Source organism: Zobellia russellii (genome assembly GCF_018728565.1).
In the GTDB taxonomy this organism is placed as follows: domain Bacteria; phylum Bacteroidota; class Bacteroidia; order Flavobacteriales; family Flavobacteriaceae; genus Zobellia; species Zobellia russellii.
The window spans coordinates 33,102-54,796 of the sequence record NZ_JACSOI010000003.1 but is presented as its reverse complement, the minus strand read 5'-3'; the positions used below and the strand labels follow the sequence as shown (position 1 = coordinate 54,796).

At 40.3% G+C, this 21,695-nt stretch carries 11 protein-coding genes; all 11 read left to right on the top strand.

What is annotated here, in order from left to right; all coding sequences use genetic code 11:
- The first annotated feature begins 33 nt into the window (after window positions 1–33).
- The 11 genes from H9565_RS08365 to H9565_RS08315 all read left to right on the top strand — a co-directional run bounded on the left by H9565_RS08365 (window position 34) and on the right by H9565_RS08315 (window position 21,577).
- Window positions 34–3,105 carry a SusC/RagA family TonB-linked outer membrane protein gene (locus H9565_RS08365; RefSeq protein ID WP_215438773.1) on the top strand — a complete coding sequence of 1,024 codons (3,072 nt, stop codon included), beginning with the start codon at window positions 34–36 and terminating at the stop codon, window positions 3,103–3,105.
- 22 nt (window positions 3,106–3,127) lie between these two features.
- Complete coding sequence (locus tag H9565_RS08360) at window positions 3,128–4,633, top strand: RagB/SusD family nutrient uptake outer membrane protein (RefSeq protein ID WP_215438772.1); 1,506 nt, start codon at window positions 3,128–3,130, stop codon at window positions 4,631–4,633.
- Between the two features lie 109 nt (window positions 4,634–4,742).
- Window positions 4,743–7,577, top strand: a complete 2,835-nt coding sequence (locus H9565_RS08355; protein WP_215438771.1) for a DUF1549 domain-containing protein — start codon at window positions 4,743–4,745, stop codon at window positions 7,575–7,577.
- Between the two features lie 8 nt (window positions 7,578–7,585).
- Window positions 7,586–9,049 (top strand): DUF1501 domain-containing protein, encoded by a 1,464-nt coding sequence (locus H9565_RS08350; RefSeq protein ID WP_215438770.1) that lies wholly within the window; start codon window positions 7,586–7,588, stop codon window positions 9,047–9,049.
- A gap of 123 nt (window positions 9,050–9,172) precedes the next feature.
- Complete coding sequence (locus H9565_RS08345; protein WP_215438769.1) at window positions 9,173–10,270, top strand: 6-bladed beta-propeller; 1,098 nt, start codon at window positions 9,173–9,175, stop codon at window positions 10,268–10,270.
- A gap of 103 nt (window positions 10,271–10,373) precedes the next feature.
- A complete protein-coding gene (locus tag H9565_RS08340) occupies window positions 10,374–13,481 on the top strand; it encodes a glycosyl hydrolase (protein ID WP_215438768.1) in 3,108 nt (1,035 codons plus the stop codon).
- The gene (locus tag H9565_RS08335; RefSeq protein ID WP_215438767.1) at window positions 13,478–14,905 is read left to right on the top strand and encodes a hypothetical protein; all 1,428 of its coding nucleotides are present in this window, start codon (window positions 13,478–13,480) and stop codon (window positions 14,903–14,905) included. The genes H9565_RS08340 and H9565_RS08335 overlap by 4 nt, the downstream gene beginning before the upstream one ends.
- Before the next feature lie 26 nt (window positions 14,906–14,931).
- A complete protein-coding gene (gene rhaT, locus H9565_RS08330; protein ID WP_215438766.1) occupies window positions 14,932–15,993 on the top strand; it encodes an L-rhamnose/proton symporter RhaT in 1,062 nt (353 codons plus the stop codon).
- Window positions 15,994–16,100: 107 nt separating this feature from the next.
- Entirely contained in the window at window positions 16,101–19,103 is a 3,003-nt protein-coding gene (locus H9565_RS08325; RefSeq protein WP_215438765.1) for a glycosyl hydrolase, read from the top strand.
- Window positions 19,104–19,113: 10 nt separating this feature from the next.
- Window positions 19,114–20,586, top strand: a complete 1,473-nt coding sequence (locus H9565_RS08320) for a sulfatase family protein (RefSeq protein ID WP_215438764.1) — start codon at window positions 19,114–19,116, stop codon at window positions 20,584–20,586.
- Window positions 20,587–21,016: 430 nt separating this feature from the next.
- Window positions 21,017–21,577, top strand: a complete 561-nt coding sequence (locus H9565_RS08315; RefSeq protein ID WP_215438763.1) for an RNA polymerase sigma factor — start codon at window positions 21,017–21,019, stop codon at window positions 21,575–21,577.
- The last annotated feature ends 118 nt before the right edge of the window (window positions 21,578–21,695 follow it).

The window sequence follows — 21,695 nt, the reverse complement described above, 5'->3', positions numbered from 1 at the left end:
ACAAAAACTTTCCAACCAATAAATGATCAACATATGAAAACAAAAAAGTCGCATTTAAAAATCTTGCTGCTACTAACACTCTTCACCAGTGTCTGTTCCTTTGGACAAAAGCAAATAGACGGTGTAGTAAGTTCTTCAGATGGCACTCCCCTGCCTGGCGCCAATATCGTTGAAAAAGGCACAACCAACGGAGTTACCGCTGATTTTGATGGGAATTTCACAATAAACGTTTCTAATGACAGCTCAGTTTTGTCTGTGTCCTATATTGGATTTTCTACAAAAGAAGTTGTTGTGAACGATAAAAGTAGCCTGAACATTGTTCTGGAAGAAAATGCTGCAGGACTAGAAGAAGTAGTCGTAGTTGGTTATGGTACAAAACGAAAAAGAGACATTGTTTCGGCTGTTTCCGTGGTTGACCTTAAAGAAGTAAAAGACGTCCCTGCAACGGATGCTTCCCGGTTGCTCTTGGGGCAAGCTCCAGGTGTTATTGTCGGGCAAACTTCAGGCCGCCCAGGCCAAGAACTCAATATTGTAGTTCGTGGATTAAGTTCTTTAGGAGCTGACAGCAAACCCCTCTATGTAATAGATGGTTTTCCCGTAGGAACATCTACCGGTCTTAGTATTGACCCTGCCGATATTGAGTCTATGACAGTTCTAAAAGACGCCGCTTCTACCGCCATTTACGGAGCAAGAGGATCTAACGGTGTTATTCTAATCAATACAAAACAGGGTAGTGAGGGGAGAACAAGTGTAACTTTAGATGTAGTTTCCGGTCTACAACAAGTACCCGATTCGAGGAGAGAAAAAATGTTGAACGCGCAAGAATTCGGACAGTTTCAAAAAGAGAGCTGGATTGACAAATATATTCTTAACCAAGGACGCGAGCCATTAGAGAGTGAAATACCCCTTAGAATTAGAACGCCCGAACAGTATATGACATCTACGGACTGGTTCGATGAAATAGTAAATGATGCCGCGCTATTCAAAAAGTATAATTTAACCATTACTTCTGGTAGCGAAAAAACGAAATCAGTCATCTCAATGGGTTATTTAGACCAAGAAGGGGTTATTATCAAAACCAATTTTGAGCGCTTCAACCTAAGAGCAAACGTAAATACCAAAATTACCGACGAAATTACGGTTGGTCTAAATGTAACCGGCTCTAGAACCAATGAAAGGTTTATTGATGACGGTAGTAGAAACCTTGTCGTAGGAAGAGCCTTGTGGGCTGATCCTCGCGAACCTGTTTACAACCCCGACGGCAGTTTTAACGACTATATAGGAGGTTATGGTGGCGAAGGAGACTTAATTTTCGGATCTCCCAATCCTGTTCAATTATTACATGAAGAAAAAAACACAAGGCATATCAACAGGCTTCTTTCAAATGCCTTTATAGAATTCGAATTTCTTAAAGACTTTAAATTCAAGTCGTTGGTAAATACATCATTAATTGGATCCAAGGAAAATAGCTTTAGACCTTCCACACTGGCCGCCAACAGCTTTAATAGTCCGCCACCAAGAGATGCTGTATTAAGTGAAACCTACACTGAAGAAGTGAATTGGTCAACAGATCAGTTGCTCAGTTATTCAAAGGTTATACAAGAAGACCATGCTTTAGATGTGCTTTTAGGGTATACTGCGCAAGAGGCCACCCTAAGAAACATTGATGGAAGCGGGCAAAAGTTTCCTGACGACCAAGTTCAATTTCTTCAAAATGCCGAAGTTTTTAGCGTTGAATCAGGTGAAAGTAGTTGGAGTCTACTTGCTTATTTCGCCCGTTTGAACTATGCTTATAAAGATAAATATTTGGTATCGGCCACTTATCGTCGTGAGGGAAGTTCTAGATTTGGATCTGAAAATAGATGGGGTAACTTTCCTTCGGTATCGTTGGGATGGCGAGTTTCAGATGAATATTTTTTAAAAGAAATCGATTGGTTGAACGATTTAAAGCTCCGTGCAAGCTTTGGCGTTACGGGCAACAATAATATCGGAAACTATCGCAGCCTTTCTACGCTAGCTCCTGAAAATTATATATTAGGGAACTCCTTTCAACCCGGAAAAGTACTAAACTCCTTAGCGAATCCACAATTGGGATGGGAAGAATCCGACCAATATAATTATGGCCTAGACCTCACCATTTTTAATAATCTGGTTTTTACCGCCGAGTACTATAAGAAAACCACAAAAAACATGTTGCTTCCGGTTAACATTCCCGTCATATCGGGATTTGAAACCACGTTTACCAACATTGGCAAAGTCCAGAATACCGGTTTAGAATTCGCCCTTGGCTATCGAAAGCAAATTACCGACAACCTGAGATTGAGAGGTAATTTTAATATTTCGTTCAACGACAATAAGGTTTTAGAAATAAACGGTGACAATGACGAGATAAGAAATGGCGGGTTTTACAGTACCAATAATGTATCTCAAGTGGGCCGCCCTATCGGAATGTTACACGGGTTTAGAAATTTGGGCGTATTCCGAACAGAAGAGCAAATAAACTCTTCCCCCACCCAAGATGGGGCTATTCCCGGTTCATTTATATATTTTGACGCGAACGGTGATGGAGAAATATCGTATGACACTACGGATTGGGTAGAAATAGGCAATCCACATCCTGAATACGTATGGTCATTTACTCTAGGTGCCGACTATAAGGCTTTTGACTTTAATGCCGTCTTAACCGGGGCTGAAAACTATGATGTTTATAGAAATATCGAATCTACGACACTAAACCTTGATGGAGTTTTTAATGTTGATGTTCGAGCCAAGGAGCGTTTTCGTTCTGCGGACAATCCCGGAAACGGAATAGTACCTACAAGTAATTTCTGGAAATGGGAACGTGAATCCAACTCCTTTTACGTCCATGATGCCAGCCATATGTGGATCAGGAGTGTTTCCCTTGGGTACACACTACCTTTAGATGAAGGTGCCCTATTGAGCAATGCCAGAATCTATATCAATGCAGATAACCTCTATCTATTTTCAGATTTCCCAGGCGGCAACCCTCAAGTGAGTACAGCAGGGGGAATAAATCCGGGAAGAGACGATTCTGCTTATCCCGTTCCTAGAACAATAACTTTAGGAGCAACATTATCATTTTAACATCACCTAAAAAACTATACCAATGAAATTTTCAACAAAAATTATAGGGACTATGCTTGCTTTGTTCATATGCTCTTGTAGTAAAGAATTTCTTGACAAAAAAAACCCTACTCAACTTGGGGAAGAAACATTCTATAATACAGAGGTACAAGTCAACCAAGCGGTCATAGGTATTTATAGTCAATTGCAGGATATCATAGCTGACCAATGGCTGTTTCAAGAGTTCATTACAGATAACACCACGGTTCACTTCAACGAAGGAAACAGAGGAAACGGACCTAATATCGAATCAATCGAATATTGGCAATACAATTCCAATACAGGGAAAATATATGACGTTTACAGGCGTATTTATAATGCTTTAGGAAATATCAATACCGTATTATCGAAACTTTCGGAAACCGAAATTGAAGCAAGTGCAAAATCAAGATTTGAAGGGGAAGCAAGATTTTTTAGAGCTTATTACTATTTCCTTCTTTCTCAGTATTTTGGTGATGCCATCATAGTAGAAGAGTCTATTCAAGACCCTTCGGAAGCTTTTGAGTATTCGCGTTCCCCAATCTCTGAAATCTATGCTTTAATAGAAAGCGATTTGGCCTTCTCTATTTCAAGCCTTCCTAAAGAAATATCCGCTTCGGAAGCAGGTAGACCAAGTAAAGGAGCCGCACTTACGTTACAAGCAAAGGTTTCTTTAACCCAAAAAGATTATGTAAAGGCAAAGACTGTTTTAGAAGAAGTAATCGATTTAGGGATTTATTCATTATTACCGAACTATGCCGACATATTTGACCCGAACAACAAAAATCACCGAGAATCTATATTTGAGGTACAATTTCAGGGAGATAACGACTTAGGTGAATCAAGTGGTTTTATCTACAACTTTTACCCATTATTTTCGCAAGGTGCAGTAACCGGTTTTTCAGGTGTTGATGGCAATGGATGGAATATACCTACCCTTGATTTGATCAACTCTTATGAAGAGGGTGACCTACGCAAAGATGTATCCCTAAGTGAAGGCTACACAAACAATGAAGGTACATTTGTAGATGTTCCGTTCATAAAAAAATTCCATCATACCCACTCTGTTCAAGGTCGCCCAGACGACAATTGGCCAGTGTTTCGCTATGCCGATGTATTATTGATGTTGGCCGAAGCAATAAATGAAACATCAGGCTCGACCAACGAATCTTTAGGCTATTTGAACCAAGTTCGTGAAAGGGCAGGATTAGACCCCGTTAGCGGGCTTTCTCAAGACCAGCTCAAGGATGCCATACGTCATGAACGACGAATTGAACTGGCTTTTGAAAACCATCGTTGGTTTGATTTGAAACGCACGTTTACCCCCTCCGAATTAGTGACGTTCTTAAATGCACATGGTGAAAATGAACGAGCGAACCCCACTACCTCAAGAGGCCAAATCGGATTTTCTCCAGGAGATTATAAGTTTGAAGCCCACGAAATTTTATTTCCATTACCGGAAAGAGAATTATTGGTCAACCCTAATTTAAAGCAGAACGAAGGTTATTGAGACACAAAGACAACATCTCCCCCCCCTTTTATTGCTACACCTTATTATATCAAAAAAGAAAATACGGGGAATAGATATGCGAGCTTGAACATTACTAAGTAAATAAACTATGGACGATTCTTATTGGATACTTCAACTATTAGGAAGGTTGCACCCTTTATTGGTGCATTTTCCTATTGGATTATTAGTAGTTGCCTTTCTTTTTGAAATGTCAACCGTCGGAGGAAAAAGAAAAGGGCTTCGCACAGGAACCTATTGCATGATTTATGCGGGGGCGATTTTCTCAATTTTTTCAGCTTTTTTCGGTTGGCTTTTACGAACGCAAGAGGACTACAGTGGAGATTTAGTAGACAATCATCAATATACGGGTATTGCTACTGCAATCTTGGCAAGTATCACCATTCTGATATTAAGGGCTACCTTAAAGGGGAGAATTACTGATTTTCGTCTCTACAGGACTTCGCTTACATTGACCATTGTTGTGCTGACCATAGCCGGTCATTTAGGGGCGAACCTTACGCATGGAGAAGATTATCTTACCAGTGTTTTACCAGGGAACAATGAAGGTTATGACCATACCAAGGGTCTAGCATTGCTGACCGATTTAAAAGAATCCGATTCTTTAACCATAGAACAACTTGACAAATTAAATTTAGAAGTCAGGTCTATTTTAGCCCATAACTGTTACCAATGTCATAATGAGAACAAACAAAAAGGAAATCTGGTATTGGATAGCAAAGAGGGCGTTTTTGCGGGCGGAGATTCCGGAAAAGCCATTGAAGCTGGAAATCCTTTAAAAAGTGAACTGTACCGACGAATAACCCTATCTCCGAATGATGATGAAGTTATGCCAAAAAAGGGTAAAGCTCTCAAGGATAATGAAATTGCATTGATAAAACTATGGATTAAAAATGGGGCTCACTGGTCAGACCAAACGCTAAAAGTTTTTCCTGAAGCCGAATTATCCCTAAAAAAACCAAAATTACCTGAGTCGGGTGAAATTAATCCCGTTGACAAATTAATAGATACCTACTTTAATGATAACCACATTGTATGGCCACAAGTCGTCGATGACCGAACCTTTGTAAGACGTGCGCATTTAGATATAATTGGATTGCTTCCAAATCCAAAAACAGTCGCCGAATTTGTCCATGACACAAACTTAAACAAAAGAGAAGCTCTAATTGACACCTTATTAAACGACTCTCATAACTACACCCAACATTGGTTGAGTTTCTGGAACGATCTCTTGCGAAACGATTACAGTGGAACGGGTTTTATAACGGGAGGAAGAAAACAAATTACCGATTGGTTGTACACCTCACTATTGAACAATAAGAGCTATGACCAAATGGTAAAGGAACTCGTCAACCCTACAGAGGTCTCCGAGGGTTTTATAAAAGGAATTCAATGGAGAGGCGTAGTCAATGCCAGTCAACGTACTGAAATGCAAGCTGCCCAAAATATTGGTCAATCCTTACTTGGGGTCAATGTGAAATGTGCTTCATGCCATAATAGCTTTGTAAGCAACCTTACCCTTGAACAATCTTATGGTTTTGCTTCGATTTTTGCAGACTCCGTCCTAGAATTGAACCGTTGTGACAAACCCATCGGAAAAATGGCCTCTGTGAATTTTCTTTATCCGGAATTAGGTAGTGTTGAGGCAGAAAGTATCAAAGAAAGGTTATTTAAGCTTTCCGAAGTAATGGTAAAACCAGAAAACGGCAGACTGTACCGTACTATAACCAATAGGTTTTGGGAGCAGTTAATGGGCAGGGGTATTATAGAACCCTTAGACGAAATGGACAGTGAACCATGGGATGCCAATTTACTAGATTGGTTAGCATCTGATTTTATAGATTCGAATTACAACCTGAAGCATCTTATTAAACAAATCATGATGTCAAAGGCATACCAGCTGCCAACGGTCAATTACAAAAATAGTGATGACATCAAATCGTCATATCAATTTAAAGGCCCTATACTTAAACGCATGAGTGCCGAACAGTTTTCCGATGCGGTCAGCCAATTGATAAAACCAGTATACGCCTCTGTAGCCTATAACCCAGAAGGTAACGAACTACCTTCTTCCCGAATTTGGCATAAAGAAGTGAAGTTTGACAGGGTCGTTCTTCCCGAACCGGGAAAAAGATATTTCAGAAAAACATTTACACTACCCCGTAAGCTTATAGAAAGTGCAACCGCCTTAATCTCAGTAGACCATTCTTACACCCTTTATATAAATGGTTCTGAATTGGCGCAAGGTTCCGATTGGACACAAGTGGATAAGCTAAGTATTCAAAAAACTTTAAAAAGCGGAAAAAATACAATTGCTATTGAAGGCATCAACGAGGGTAAGATTGCAAACCCTGCTGGAATACTCTTCTCCCTAAAGATTGTTTACACCAATGGTGACGAGACCATCATCAATTCTGATAATACCTGGAAAAGCACCTCCGGTAAACCAGAAAAAAATTGGACCAGTTCCGATTATAATGATAGTAAGTGGGAAGCTGTGCGTAATTATGGCGATTCAAATTGGGGCAATTTAATAGATTTCACATTTAAGAAACGTAACGGTGAATTCGCCAGGGCAAGCCTTGTTGAACAACACCCGTTCATGAAAGCCCTTGGCAGACCTAGCAGGGAAAACGTTACTACCTCAAGAGACGAACAAGCCACACTATTGCAAGCTTTAGAGCTCACCAATGGGGAGTTTTTCAACAACGTCTTAGGAGAGGGTGCAAAAATTTGGCTTGAAAAATACAACAAAGACAGTAGCAAAATCGTGAATGAACTCTATTTACATGCCATGGGCAGAAAACCAACCGATCAAGAATTCGGAATAATGGTTTCTGCATTGGGTAACGACCCCAGCAAAGAAAAATTACAGGACTTGTTTTGGTCTACACTGATTTTACCGGAATTCCAATTCATAAATTAAAGCTGATAATGGATAAACAAAACGCACGAAGGGATTTTATCAAGAAAATGACGGCTGCAAGTTTGGCCGCATCGGCCACATCAATACCTTTAGCAAGCTTTTTAAGTTCTTGTACTAACCAAGTTCCTAAAATTGCTTCCACTGCCGACACCGTTATCTTACTTTGGATGGCAGGGGGCATGGCCCATACCGAAACTTTCGATCCCAAGGCATATGTACCATACAGTAAGGGTGTTGAAAGTAAAAGGATACTTAGTACTTTCCCAAAAATACCAACAGTCGTTGATGGGCTAGAATTTTCAGAAGGCCTTGAATCTATTGCAGGGGTAATGGATAAAGGCGCTATTATTCGATCCTATAAATCTGCCGATCTTGGTCATATTTTACACACGCGACATCAATACCATTGGCACACTTGCTACGAACCTCCACAATCTGTACAGGCACCACATATAGGTGCGTGGATAGCAAAGGAGTTAGGCCCCGTAAATCCGGTCATCCCTCCTTTCATTTCTATGGGGCAACGCTTTACGGTCGGAGAAGCCGAAGAATTAAAAGCTTTTCATTCAGCTGGTTTTTTAGGAAGTGAGTTTGGTCCCTTTCTAATACCAGATCCTTCATCTGGCTTAGATAGCGTTAGACCTCCCCAAGGTATGTCTTTAAAAAGGTTTGAGGCTCGTTATAAACTCTATAAAGAATTAGCCAACAAAAGCAGCATCATGGAAGATGGTAGCGACTATCAACGTGAATCATTAATGCGTTCTATGGAGTCTTCTTATCGTTTGTTAAACTCTCCGGAAGCAAAAGTGTTTGACCTTTCTGAAGAGCCAAAAGAAGTATACGACACCTACAATACGGGCAGATTTGGTTTGGGATGCCTCTTAGCGAAAAGACTTGCTATGAATGGTGGTAGGTTTATTAGTGTCTCTACCGAATATGAGCCCTTTCTAGGGTGGGATACCCACGAAAATGGTCATACCCGTACAGAAAAAATGAAAAAATTAGTGGATAGGCCAATTGCCCAATTGATAAAAGACCTAGACGAAAGTGGCCACTTAGATCGAACCCTAATTATTCTCGCAAGCGAATTTAGCCGTGATGCCATTATGGAAGGTAGACCTGGCGAACAAGTACAGGATCAGGTTAAGCAACCCGATATAATCGAGGATGAAAAATTTTTTGGCATGCACAGACATTTTACAGACGGGAGTTCTATACTTATGTGGGGCGGTGGAATTGAAAAAGGACTTGTATACGGAAAAACAGCAGATGAGAGACCCTGTTCTTCAATAGAGAATCCCGTAGTGATCGATCAAGTACACCAATCTATATATCATGCTTTAGGGATGCACCCCGAAACGCATTACACTATCGAAGGTAGGCCGTTTTATACCACACCTGACGGACATGGTAAGCCCATTTTAGATTTATTCGGTAAACCAATTAAAAAAAATTCTAAGAACGTTAGTTGAGTTAGTTCTTTTGAGGCTCGGGCCAAATGGCCCGTGTTTCTAATAAGAAACCATATCAATTAGACAGTGTTCACATAAGGTTTATAAATGAATCTTTGAAGAATATAATAAATGCCATATTCCATGAAAAAAATAAAAAGAAATCGAAGAAATTTTTTGAGCACAACGGCCAAAGCTACGGCGGGTGTTTTTGTTGTTCCCCATTTCAACATCAACTCGTCTAAACCTAAACTAACCGAAACTGTTATAGGTCATGGTGATTTCCGATACAAGGTACACAAAGAGTGGGGCAACCTAGACCCAAGCAAAACCCCTGTAAATAATTGTCACGAAATGGTTATGGATTCTAAGAACCGTTTAATTATGGTTGGGGACAACACTCACAATAATGTATTGATTTACGATAAGTCCGGAAAATTACTAGACTCATGGGGTATACGCTACAAAGGAGGACACGGTCTTTCCTTATGGAACGACGGTGTAGAAGATTTTCTTTTTATTTGCGACACTGATGGATCTATGGTAAAAACAACCTTAGACGGTAGAGAGTTAATGTTGTTAGGCCATCCCTCCGAATATGGAGCCTACAAAAAAGAAGATCCGTTTAAGCCAACCGAAACCGCAATTGGCCCTAATGGTGATATTTATATTGCAGATGGCTACGGATCCCAGTATGTACTTCAATTTACCAAAGACGGAGAATTCATTCGTAAAATAGGAAATGGCCGGGGCACCGACAAAGACCAATTCCAAACCGCCCATGGTATCTGTATTGATTACAGGATTAAAACCTCCCCCACCCTACTTATTACATCACGCGCGAGCAATTCTTTTAAACGATTTACTTTAGATGGCAATTATCTTGAGGAAATCATTCTTCCCGGTGCTTTCGTTTGTCGCCCCGTCATTCACCATCAAAACCTATATGCCGGGGTATGTTGGTCTTCAAAGATTGATTTTATTGAGGGATACATGGATACACACCCTACACGAACCAATCCTAATTCTGGTTTTGTTACCATTTTAGATATAAACAATAAAGTAGTTTCAAATCCTGGTGGCACGGCTCCCAACTATAACAATGGAAAATTACAAAGAATGATGCAGCAAGAGCCTGTTTTTCATCACTGTCACGATGTCTGTATCGACAATGATGATAATCTATATGTGTGCCAATGGAATGCCAATAAAGCCTACCCTATAAAATTGGAAAGGGTCTGATGCATGCATCCTGTATCCCTAAAAGAAAAGACTGTTTAATAGTAAAAAAAGCCATTTTAACAATCGAGAAGCAAAATACAGGCCTAAATACAAATTGCTAAAGATGAAGATTCTAATACCATATATCGCATTACTCCTATGGGGCTTGGGCTATGGACAACAATTAAACTATAGCTTAAACACAATAAGCGACCTTAGCTATGCTGATATCAAAAAAGGTTTTAAAAACCCACCCAATGAAGCAAAAATGAGGTCGTATTGGTGGTGGCTCAACGGTATGGCTACAAAAACTTCGATTACACGCGACCTGAGTGAAATGAAAGCCAAAGGCTACGGAGGGGCCATAATCTTCGATGCCGGTTCTTCCAATTATAAAGTTGCCCTAAAAACTCCTCATGGCCCAGATTTTTCCAGTCCTGAATGGCATAGTTTGTTCGCCCATGCAATCAAGATTTCCGATTCCTTGGATATGGAACTGAGTTTGAATATCCAAAGTGGTTGGAACCCTGGTGGCCCAACAGTGACACCCGAGCAAGCACTAAAGAAGATTGTAGCTAGTAAAACCACTGTTCAAGGCCCCGGTCTACAAACTATTCCTCTTCCAAATCCAAGTGGGCAAGGTTATTATCGCGATATCATCGTACAAGCTTACCCTCTAGATGATGATTTGTCCGAAGCGACTATTTTAGACTGGGACAAAAAAAGTATGAACGCCAATCTAGGCTGGAAAGGTATCCTTCCCATTTATAAATTAAAGGAAAAAGCTTCCCTCGGCAAGCAAGGATTGGATCCCGCCAAAATAATCGACATTACCGATTTTTTCAAGAACGATACACTGAACTGGAATGTCCCTAATGGTAAATGGACGGTAGTGCGTTATGGTATGGCCAATACCGGGGCACGGGTTTCAACAGGTTCAGATGGATGGAAAGGTTTGTCATACGACCATCTTAACAAAAAGCCCTTTAAGGATTATTTTGACCAAGTAGTCAAGCCCCTAATTGAAACCAGCAAAAAAGCAGGTAATAGTCTAAAGTTTTTACATACCGACAGCTGGGAAATGGGTGCCGTAAACTGGACGGACACTTTTATGAATGATTTTAAACGGTTAAGGGGTTATGACATAACACCATATTTACCGGTATTGACAAATCAAATAGTGGGCAATGCCCAGATTTCCGATCGCTTTTTATACGATTTTAGAAGAACGATAGGAGACCTGGTTTATGAGAACAACTACAAGTATTTTAGTGAACTGGCACATCAAAACGGACTTTTTGTTCATCCAGAATCCGGCGGACCACATTCGGCCCCTGTAGATGCATTACAAGTAATGGGCACAAATGACATCCCTATGGGTGAATTTTGGGCAAGAAACGACAATCATCGTATAGAAGATTCAGAACGGCTATCTGTCAAGCAAGGGGCTTCTGCGGCCCACATATACGGAAAACGCTTCATGGCAGCGGAAGGCCCTACAAGTATTGGCCCTCAATGGGAACGTTCGCCCAATGACCTAAAAGGTGTGATTGACCGCATATTTTGTTCAGGGGTCAACCGTTTGGTATGGCATACGTTTACCTCCTCTCCGGAAGAATTTGGTGTGCCGGGCAATGAGTATTTTGCCGGCACACACCTCAATACCAGCACCACATGGTGGGAACAGGCGGGAGCAGTTACAAGTTATTTGAATCGCTCTAGCTACTTACTGAGCCTAGGACATTTTCAAGCTGATGCCTTATATTATTATGGAGACGATGTACCCAATTTTGTATTCTTAAAAACCGAAGTCCCCGATTTAGGTTTTGGCTATGATTGGGACAAGGCAAACTCAGATGTTCTATTAAATCGGGCCAAGGTTGAGAACAACCGCTTGGTCTTGCCCGATGGTATGCAATATAGGGTGCTAGTTTTACCCGATGAAGCATCCATACGACTTGATGTTCTTGAAAAAATAGAAGAGTTTGTAAAGGAAGGACTCACTGTGCTCGGTCCAAGGCCCAAGCGGGCAAAAGGCTTGATGGATTACCCTGTAGCCGATAAGAAGGTAGCCGAAATAGTGAACAGACTATGGGGTCCCGAGATTGCCCCCCAAGGAGAAAACAAGTCAGGAAAGGGGAAAGTTGTATATGGCAAAACGGCAGCTGAGGTATTGAAGGCCATGAGAGTATCTCCCGATTTTAGTTTCAAGAGCGCCAATGATGATACCCAATTGGATTATATCCACAGAAAAACAAAGGAAACCGATATCTATTTTGTGGTTAACACCATGCTCCGTAAAGACCTCAACAGCTTTAAATATCACTATGACAGTTCGCTACCGAACCGTTATGAACTTGTAGATTGTGAATTTAGGGTAGAAAATGGTATCCCCGAAATATGGGACCCAATGGATGGAAGCATTACCAAGCCTTTACTTTATCGACACAAAAACGGAAAGACTATAGTTTCATTGTATTTTAAACCCGAGGAATCTAAGTTTATTATTTTCAGGAATACCACTAAACCTCAAGTCGGCTACGCTATTTACAAAGATGGTGTTTCGTTGTTTCCCGTATCAAAAGAGACAGAGGTCGGTGACTATCCTGCCCAAAGATTCTTTAAAGAGGATGGTCTACAAATACTCGAAGTTTTTGAACCTGGTTCATACACTATCACAAGAGCCAATCGAAAAAAAGAAAATATAGTAGTAAAGTCATTTCAAACCTTCTCGAATATCAATAATGCTTGGAGGGTAACTTTTCATCCTATAAAAAAGGAGAGTTTTACGTATAAAATGGACACCCTTGTATCATGGACAGAGGTTCCTGACCCTAGAATTAAGTATTATTCCGGCAAAGCCACCTACAATACAATTTTCAGGCTCCCCAAAAAACAAATACAGGACAACTTAAATATCACCTTGGATTTGGGAAATCTACAGGATGTGGCCACGGTTCGTATAAATGGTAAAGAGGTAAATACCCTTTGGAAAGCACCTTATAGAATACCTGTAAAAAATTATTTAAATGCAGGAAGCAATACCATCGAAATAGAAATCATCAACCTTTGGCCCAATCAGCTTATTGGCGATAGTAAATTACCCCCTAATGAACGTACAACAAAAACCAATATTAATAAGTTCGACCAACCGGATGCTGAAAAGTACTTACGAAAATCAGGTTTGTTCGGTCCGGTTCGGCTACGTTTTTCAAAAAAGATAAAATTATGACTCCAAATTTAAAAATTGGACTTTTCTCAATTGGCCTAGACACCTACTGGGATCAGTTTGAAGGATTAAAATCCCGTTTAGAGGGGTATACGACAATAGTCGAAAATCAACTAAAAAAATCAGGCCACGACATTATCAACTTTGGACTTATAGATAATAGCTCTAGCGCCTTTGAAGCCGGCATTAAATTTAAGGAAGAAAGTGTAGACCTTATTTTTCTATATATAAGCACTTACGCTTTATCCTCTACTGTTTTACCAGTGGTACAAAAGGCAAAAGTACCTGTGATCATATTAAACCTAACCCCGGTCGATGCCATTGATTATAACGCTTTCAGCCAGTTGAAGACCAGAAAAGATATGACCGGTGAATGGTTAGCGTATTGCTCTTCGTGTCCCGCTCCGGAAATCGCAAATGTATTTAAAAGAGTAGGTATTCAATTTCACGAAGTTGTCGGTATTTTAGAAAATGACGATAAAACCTGGAATGAAGTCCAAGAATGGGTAGATGCCGCATTCGTATCACACTCCATGTCCAACAACAAATTAGGATGCATGGGCCATTACTACAGTGGTATGTTAGACATCTATACCGATTTAACTACTCAATATTCCGTATTTGGGGGACATATAGAACTTATTGAAGTAGATGAACTATCAGCATTGCGCCATAATGTATCGAGCAAATCCATCGAAGATAAAATACAAACCTTTTACGAGGCTTTCGATATTCAAAGCGATTGTTTAGAACGTGAAGTAAGAAGGGCCGCGAGAACATCTGTCGCATTAGATACATTGGTCAACAAATACGATTTGGGTTCCATGGCCTACTACTATAAAGGCATCGAAGGTTCCGATAATTACGATACGCTCAGCTCTATCATTCTAGGAACTTCACTACTTACAGGTAGTGGTATTCCTGTAGCCGGCGAATATGAAATTAAGAATGCACAAGCCATGAAAATTATGGATTGTTTTGGTGCAGGCGGTTCTTTTACCGAATATTACGCATTAGATTTTAAGGAAGATGTGGTTCTTATGGGGCACGACGGTCCTGGACATATTGCCATTGCCCAAGGTAAGACCAGGGTAAAGCCTCTTGAGGTCTACCACGGAAAAGTAGGTCAAGGGCTCTCTATTGAAATGACAGTCAAAAATGGTCCAGTAACACTTCTTTCCGTTGTTGAGGATGGCAAAGGAAGTCTTTTGTTCTTAATTGCCGAAGGAGAATCGGTGGCCGGGCCTATATTGGAGATAGGAAATACCAATAGCCGCTATAAATTTTCTATTGGTGCCCGAAATTTTGTGCAACAATGGAACAGCCATGGACCAGCGCACCATTGTGCGGTGGGTGTGGGACATATCGCATCGAAAATAAAAAAACTCGCCTTACTTTTAAATATTGAGTGTATTAAAATTTGCTAAGGACAAACACTAATAAATCGTAAAACATGCAAACAGTATTAGGAGTATTTTTTCATCTAATCGGAGGGGTGGCGGCAGGAAGTTTTTACATGCCATATAAAAAAGTGGAACGTTGGAATTGGGAAACCTATTGGCTTGTGGGCGGACTCTTTTCTTGGCTTATAATACCCCCTATCATGGCGTGGTTGACCCTGCCCGGTTTCTGGGAGTTAATTTGGAGTATGCCCCCAGCTACATTGGGGTATATTATTTTGTTTGGATTGTTGTGGGGTATTGGCGGATTGACCTATGGCCTTGGTATTCGTTATTTGGGACTATCACTGGGAAATACCGTAATACTCGGTTTTTCCGCCGCATTTGGCGCCCTTGTCCCAACAATTTATTACGACTTTTTCCCTAAAGAAGGAAAGACCACTTTTAACGAACTAATTTCCTCTACATGGGGGCAAGTCATTTTATTGGGCATCTTAATTTGTTTACTAGGAATTGCTATCTGCGGAAAAGCGGGTATGATGAAGGAAAAACAGTTACCCCAAAAAGAGCAATCAAAGACCAATAACGAGTTTAACTTATTCAAAGGGTTGTCTATTGGTTTATGCTCGGGAATTTTAAGTTCTTGTTTTAATTTTGGTATCGAGGCCGGTCAGTCTTTGGCCGAATCGGCCGTTGCGGCCGGTATGAATCCTTTATTTCAGAACAACGCCACCTTTGTGGTACTGTTATGGGGCGGCCTTACCTTAAATCTAATTTGGTGCGTCTCACTTAATATTAGAAATAAAAGCTTTGGCGATTATTCAGACTTAAAAAAACCCTTGGGAAAAAACTATTTGTTATGCGCTCTGGCCGGAACAACCTGGTTCCTGCAATTCTTCTTCTATGGCATGGGCGAAAGTAAATTGGGGAATGGAGCTACAGGATGGGTGCTGCATATGTCTTGTATCATATTGGTAGGTAATATTTGGGGTATTGTACTAAAGGAATGGAAGGAGACTGGAAGTAGGGCAAAAATCACGGTAGGCACAGGTATTTTTGTGATTCTAATTTCCGTTGCCCTACTGGGCTATGGAAACTATTTACGCTCCATTTAAAAGAGAATTAGACATAATTCAATCTAAAAAACATATAAACGCAATAATTCCCCATTAACGGCAAGTCAATATTTATAAAACAACCTTAGAATAAAATAGCAATCATAATGAATACAATTATTTCCAGAATACAGCCATTAACCGTGGTATGTTTTATGCTGTACACTACTTTCTTTTTTGGTCAGCACAACGATGAGAAGTCAGCTCTAAAAGAAGATTTCAAAAACCCGCCTTCTACATCCGCTCCTGGAGTCTATTGGTATTTTATGGATGGAAACCTCTCTCGTGAAGAAATGACGAAAGACCTCGAATCAATGAAAGAAGTCGGCATTAGTAACCTGATATTTCTTGAAGTCGGAATCGGAGTGCCCCGCGGCCCTATAGATTTTATGAGTGCCGAATGGCAAGAGCTCTATGTACATGCGGTTAGGGAGGCCGAAAGATTAGGAATTAAAATTTTGTTAGGTGCAGGACCAGGATGGTGCGGCAGCGGCGGTCCTTGGGTTACACCAGAGGAGTCTATGAAACATTTGGTGTATAGCGAAACAGAAGTTAAAGGAAAAAAAAAAAGAAAAATAAAGCTTCCTATACCCGAACAGAGAAGTACGCAATGGCACAACCTTAAAGATCCATATTACGAGGATGTTGCAGTATATGCGATTCCCAACTCCGTAAAGCCAACGATTAAGGATATAAACGAAAAAGCGCTTTATGAACGCGACCCTTATTCTTCAAAACCAAATGTAAAACCCTTTCTGCCCGACCCTACCGGTGGTTCAAATGTCGATGGCGGTAAAATCCTCGATCATGGCGACGTTATCAATATAACCTCGTTTATGGAGCCGAACGGGAAGCTCGTCTGGCAAGCTCCTAAAGGTGATTGGACCATTATCCGTATGGGAAAGAGAGTAACGGGAGCAAGCACCCGTCCTTCCCCCGAACCTGTAATTGGTCTCGAAAGCAACAAAATGGATTCAGTTGCCTTTAAAAATCATCTCGCAAACTATACTGATATATTACTAGAAAAAACTGCACCTAGAAAAGAAGATTCCGGCTGGACAGGTTTCCATATGGATAGTTGGGAAAGCGGGGCCCAAAACTGGACTGAAGGCATTGTTGAAGAGTTTATAAAACGTAGGGGCTACGATCCTGAACCCTATTTTCTAACCTATACTGGCCGAACGGTAAAAAGTACGGAGATTACGGAACGATTCTTATGGGATTTACGTCAAACCTGTAAGGAATTAGTGTTAGAAAACCACGTTGAATTTGCCAAGAAATATGCACATAGAAACGGCTTGGAATTAACTATTGAGCCCTACGACATGAACCCGGCAGGCGACTTAGACCTAGGAGCGATTGCCGATGTTATCATGGCCGAATTTTGGAGCAAGCGCTTTGGATACGTCACTTGGTACGCAGTTCTAGAAGCCACTTCCATTGCCCACATAACCGGTCGCCCTATAGTAGGAGCGGAAGTTTTCACCTCTAGCAACGAACAGGCTTGGCAAGAATACCCTTGGTCTATGAAAGACCAAAGTGATTGGGCCTTGGCATTAGGTGTCAATCGCTTTATATATCACACTTTTGCCCACAAGCCATTAGGTGATGAATACCGTCCAGGAATGACCATGGGACAATATGGTGTGCATTGGGACAGGGGACAGACCTGGTGGCCCATGGTCGAGGCATACCATAAGTACATTAATCGTTCTTCGCACATGATGCAACAGGGGCAGGCAGTTTCCGACATTCTATATCTTACACCCGAAGGTGCCCCTATGGTCTTTACCCCCCCTACAGATGCTTTGGAAGAAAATGGGGCCATTCCGGATAAGAAAAAATATGGTTTTGACGGCTGCTCTCCCAAAATGTTAATGGATAGGGCCGTAGTTGAAAATGGGAAAATAGTCTTTCCCGGTGCTTCTTCCTATGAAATCATGGTATTGCCCAACTTTGAATCAATGACACCTGCATTACTCCACAAAATCGCATCGCTCGTAGAGCAAGGCGCCAAAATAATAGGTTCCCCTCCCCATAAGTCCCCTAGTCTAACAGATTATCCAGAATGTGACGATCAAGTTAAAACTATGGCCGAAAAACTTTGGGGAAAGCTTCAACCTCCAGCAACAAGACAAGAGGTAAAGTATGGAAACGGAACAATTTATTGGGGAGGTCAATTAAACAATATGGAGACCGGTGAGCTTTACCCTACGTTCAAAAACACTTTAGAAATTTTATCCGAATTAAACGTTCCTATAGACTTTAGTTCCGAAAACAATACGATTAGGTTCGGCCACCGAAAAACAAAAAACAGAGACATCTATTTTGTAGCCAACAGAACAGACCATTTTCAATCCAAAAAATGCACATTTCGTGCCCAGGGTACTCCAGAGCTATGGCTTCCAACTACGGGGGAAACTAGAAAAATAACAGATTATTCACTTAAAGATGGTAGCACTGTTATCCCCTTAGAATTTTTCCCCTACGAAAGTTTCTTTATTACCTTCTCTAAAAACAATACTAATCAAACCAATACGAGAAACAATAACGGCAACTTTGAAAGACTTACCCCTGTAAAAACTTTGCAAGGCTCGTGGCTCGTTTCTTTTGACCCCAAAAACGGAGGGCCAGAAAACATTGTATTCAATGAGCTTCAAGATTGGACATCCCACGAAAATAGGGGCGTAAAGTATTATTCTGGCATTGCCTCCTATAAAAAAACCTTTGAGCTGGAAGGTGTTGACGATAAAAAATACTTTATAGACCTAGGAAAGGTTAACGACATCGCACGGGTAAAGCTCAATGGCAAAGACCTCGGTGTTGTTTGGTGTGCCCCTTGGAGAATCGAAGTTTCCGGTGCCTTACAAGAAGGTGCCAACGAATTGGAGATTGAAGTCGCCAACCGTTGGATCAACCGTTTACTGGGAGACCAGCAAGCACCAGATGCCAATGTTCGTAAGGTAAAATTCAATAACGGATTACTGGGCGGAAAAGAATTTACTACCGGTAGATATACGTTTACCACAAAAGCCGCAATGCGTTCTTTTAAATTTAAGAAACCTCTATCGTCTGGCTTGTTAGGCCCCGTACAACTTATTAAAAATTAAAAAATTAAAAATGAATATTAAAATTTTGTTATTATCTGTCGTTATTTTTTTCCCTCCAAGCTTGCGTTCACAGGAAAAGAATAAGACCAAAAGACCAAACGTAGTTTACATTTTAACTGACCAATGGAGGGCTTCCGCCCTTGGTTACGCAGGAAACCCAGATGTAAAAACTCCAAACCTGGATAAGTTCTCCAAAGAGGCGGTCAATTTCACCAATGCAGTATCTGTTGCCCCGGTTTGTACCCCGCATAGAGCGGCCTTGATGACTGGTCGCTATCCAACCACTACGGGTATGTTTCTGAACGATCTTCATTTACCTGAAGAAGAACTCTGCATGGCAGAAATATTCAAGACCGCTGGCTATGACACCGGATACCTTGGAAAATGGCATTTAGATGGCCATGGAAGGTTGAATAACGTAGCCCCGGAAAGACGACAGGGTTTTGATTATTGGAAGGCCTTGGAGTGTTCCCACAATTATAACAAGATGCCCTATTATGAAAACCAAGATCCGCAAATGAAATACTGGGATGGCTTTTCTCCATTTGCCATTGCCGAAGATGCAAACAATTACATGGCCGAACAAACAAAAAAAGACAACCCTTTTCTTTTATTTGTCTCTATAGCAACGCCACATTTCCCCCATAACAATGCCCCTCAAAAATATAAAGACTTATACCCAAAATCTGAATTAACACTTGCTCCCAATGTACCTGAGGAATGGAAAGATGCAACCCTAAAAGAATTACAAGGTTATTATGCGCAATGCACAGTTTCAGATGAGGCTATTGGAAGTATTCTTAATAAAATTAAAGAATTGGACATATGGGAAAATACCATTATAGTCTTCTCGGCCGACCATGGTGAAATGATGGGTTCTCATGGAGCTAGGCCTTTTGCCAAACAATTGGCATGGGATGAATCTATTAAAGTTCCATTTTTGATTAGTTATCCTTCTATTGGGAAAAATAAGGGAGCTATTGTAAATGCCCCGATAAACACCCCTGATATTCTTCCGTCTCTTTTGGGCCTATCTGAAATTGAAATACCATCAACTATTGAAGGAGAAAATCTTTCATCCTTGATAAAGTCCCCAAACCCTGAGATTGACCGAACCGCCTTGGTTATGAGCGTCTGTCCTATTGCCGAAGAATACATTTATCAAGAGTATAGGGCCATCCGGACAAAGCAATATACCTATGTTCGCACACCTGATAATGCCACCATGCTTTTTGATAATATTGATGACCCATACCAAACGAAAAACCTCATTGGCAATGACAATTTTCAAAATCTTTATATAGAATTGGATGCTAAACTCAAAAAGGCCCTGCAAGAAATTGGTGATAAAAATTTTAAACATAGGGACTATTATTTAAAAAAGTGGAATTTAGAACTGAGTAATAGAAATCATGCAATTGATTATTTCGGTTTTGAAGAGGGCAAAGGAGTCGTTCAAACACCTAGGCTTACCCATAACTGAAGAATACTTTCTTCGCTTTTTTTAAGAACAACATGGTTTGAAAAATTGCCTTTACAACCTATTCTTGCCCTTCCTACAAATGGAAAGATATTAAAAGAAAAAACCTACAGGAGCCGTTGATTCGACGGCTCCTGTAGGTTTTTGTTTTACACCCTCCTGGCCAACCATGCAGTACAGTACAGGATACTCTTTATTAGGTTATTACGTAAACTTGATATGACATTGAAACAAAATTCAATTCTTTAGTTCAATGTTACAATTTTATCCTATAGACGATAAAATTTTGAACCCTATCGAATAGCCTCGATTTTATCTATTTTTTATACGGCATCGATTAAAAAATATACTAGTTCGATTCAAACAGTGGTATTATTAAAGATGATGGCAAAACCCATAACTAAGTTTTAGGCTAACTCAATTAATTATCAATTTGAACCTAGATAACTTCTTAACGGAAATACAGAACAAAAACCACTTTGTCTTTAAAAGGTTGTTTGATGACATGTACCATGATTTGGTTACATATGCGCATGGTTATTTATTTGATATGGCTTCCAGTGAAGATGTAGTACAAGAAATTTTTGTGCGACTTTGGGAGAAATCAAACAAGATTGACCTTAAAACAAACCTGAAAGCCTACTTGTACGCCATGGTGCGAAATAAATGTTTGAATAGGTTAAAGACATTAAAAGTTACGGACAATTCGAATACTTTAGACACACAAATTTTATTTTCATTTGATCAAGAACCAGATTGGTCCACTGAACAAGAAAAGGAAATTCGGAATCAACAAGCTTTATGTATCATAGAGAATTTACCTCTAAGAATGCGTTCCATCGTTGAACTACGTTTTAGAGACAATTATCGCTATAAAGAAATAGCCGAGGAATTAAATGTTTCCATAAACACTGTAAAGACCCAATTGAAAAGGGCCAAGGCCAAATTAGGTGAACTTACCGCCTCTATAACAGTTCTATTATTATTTCTTTAGAAAAACCCCTTTAGAACATCACATCCACATATATCTGCGGTAAAATTTATTTTTTTTACATTTTTATGTCACCCATTTTAAGAATTTGATTGTCTTACAAGTATAAGCAATCAAGCAT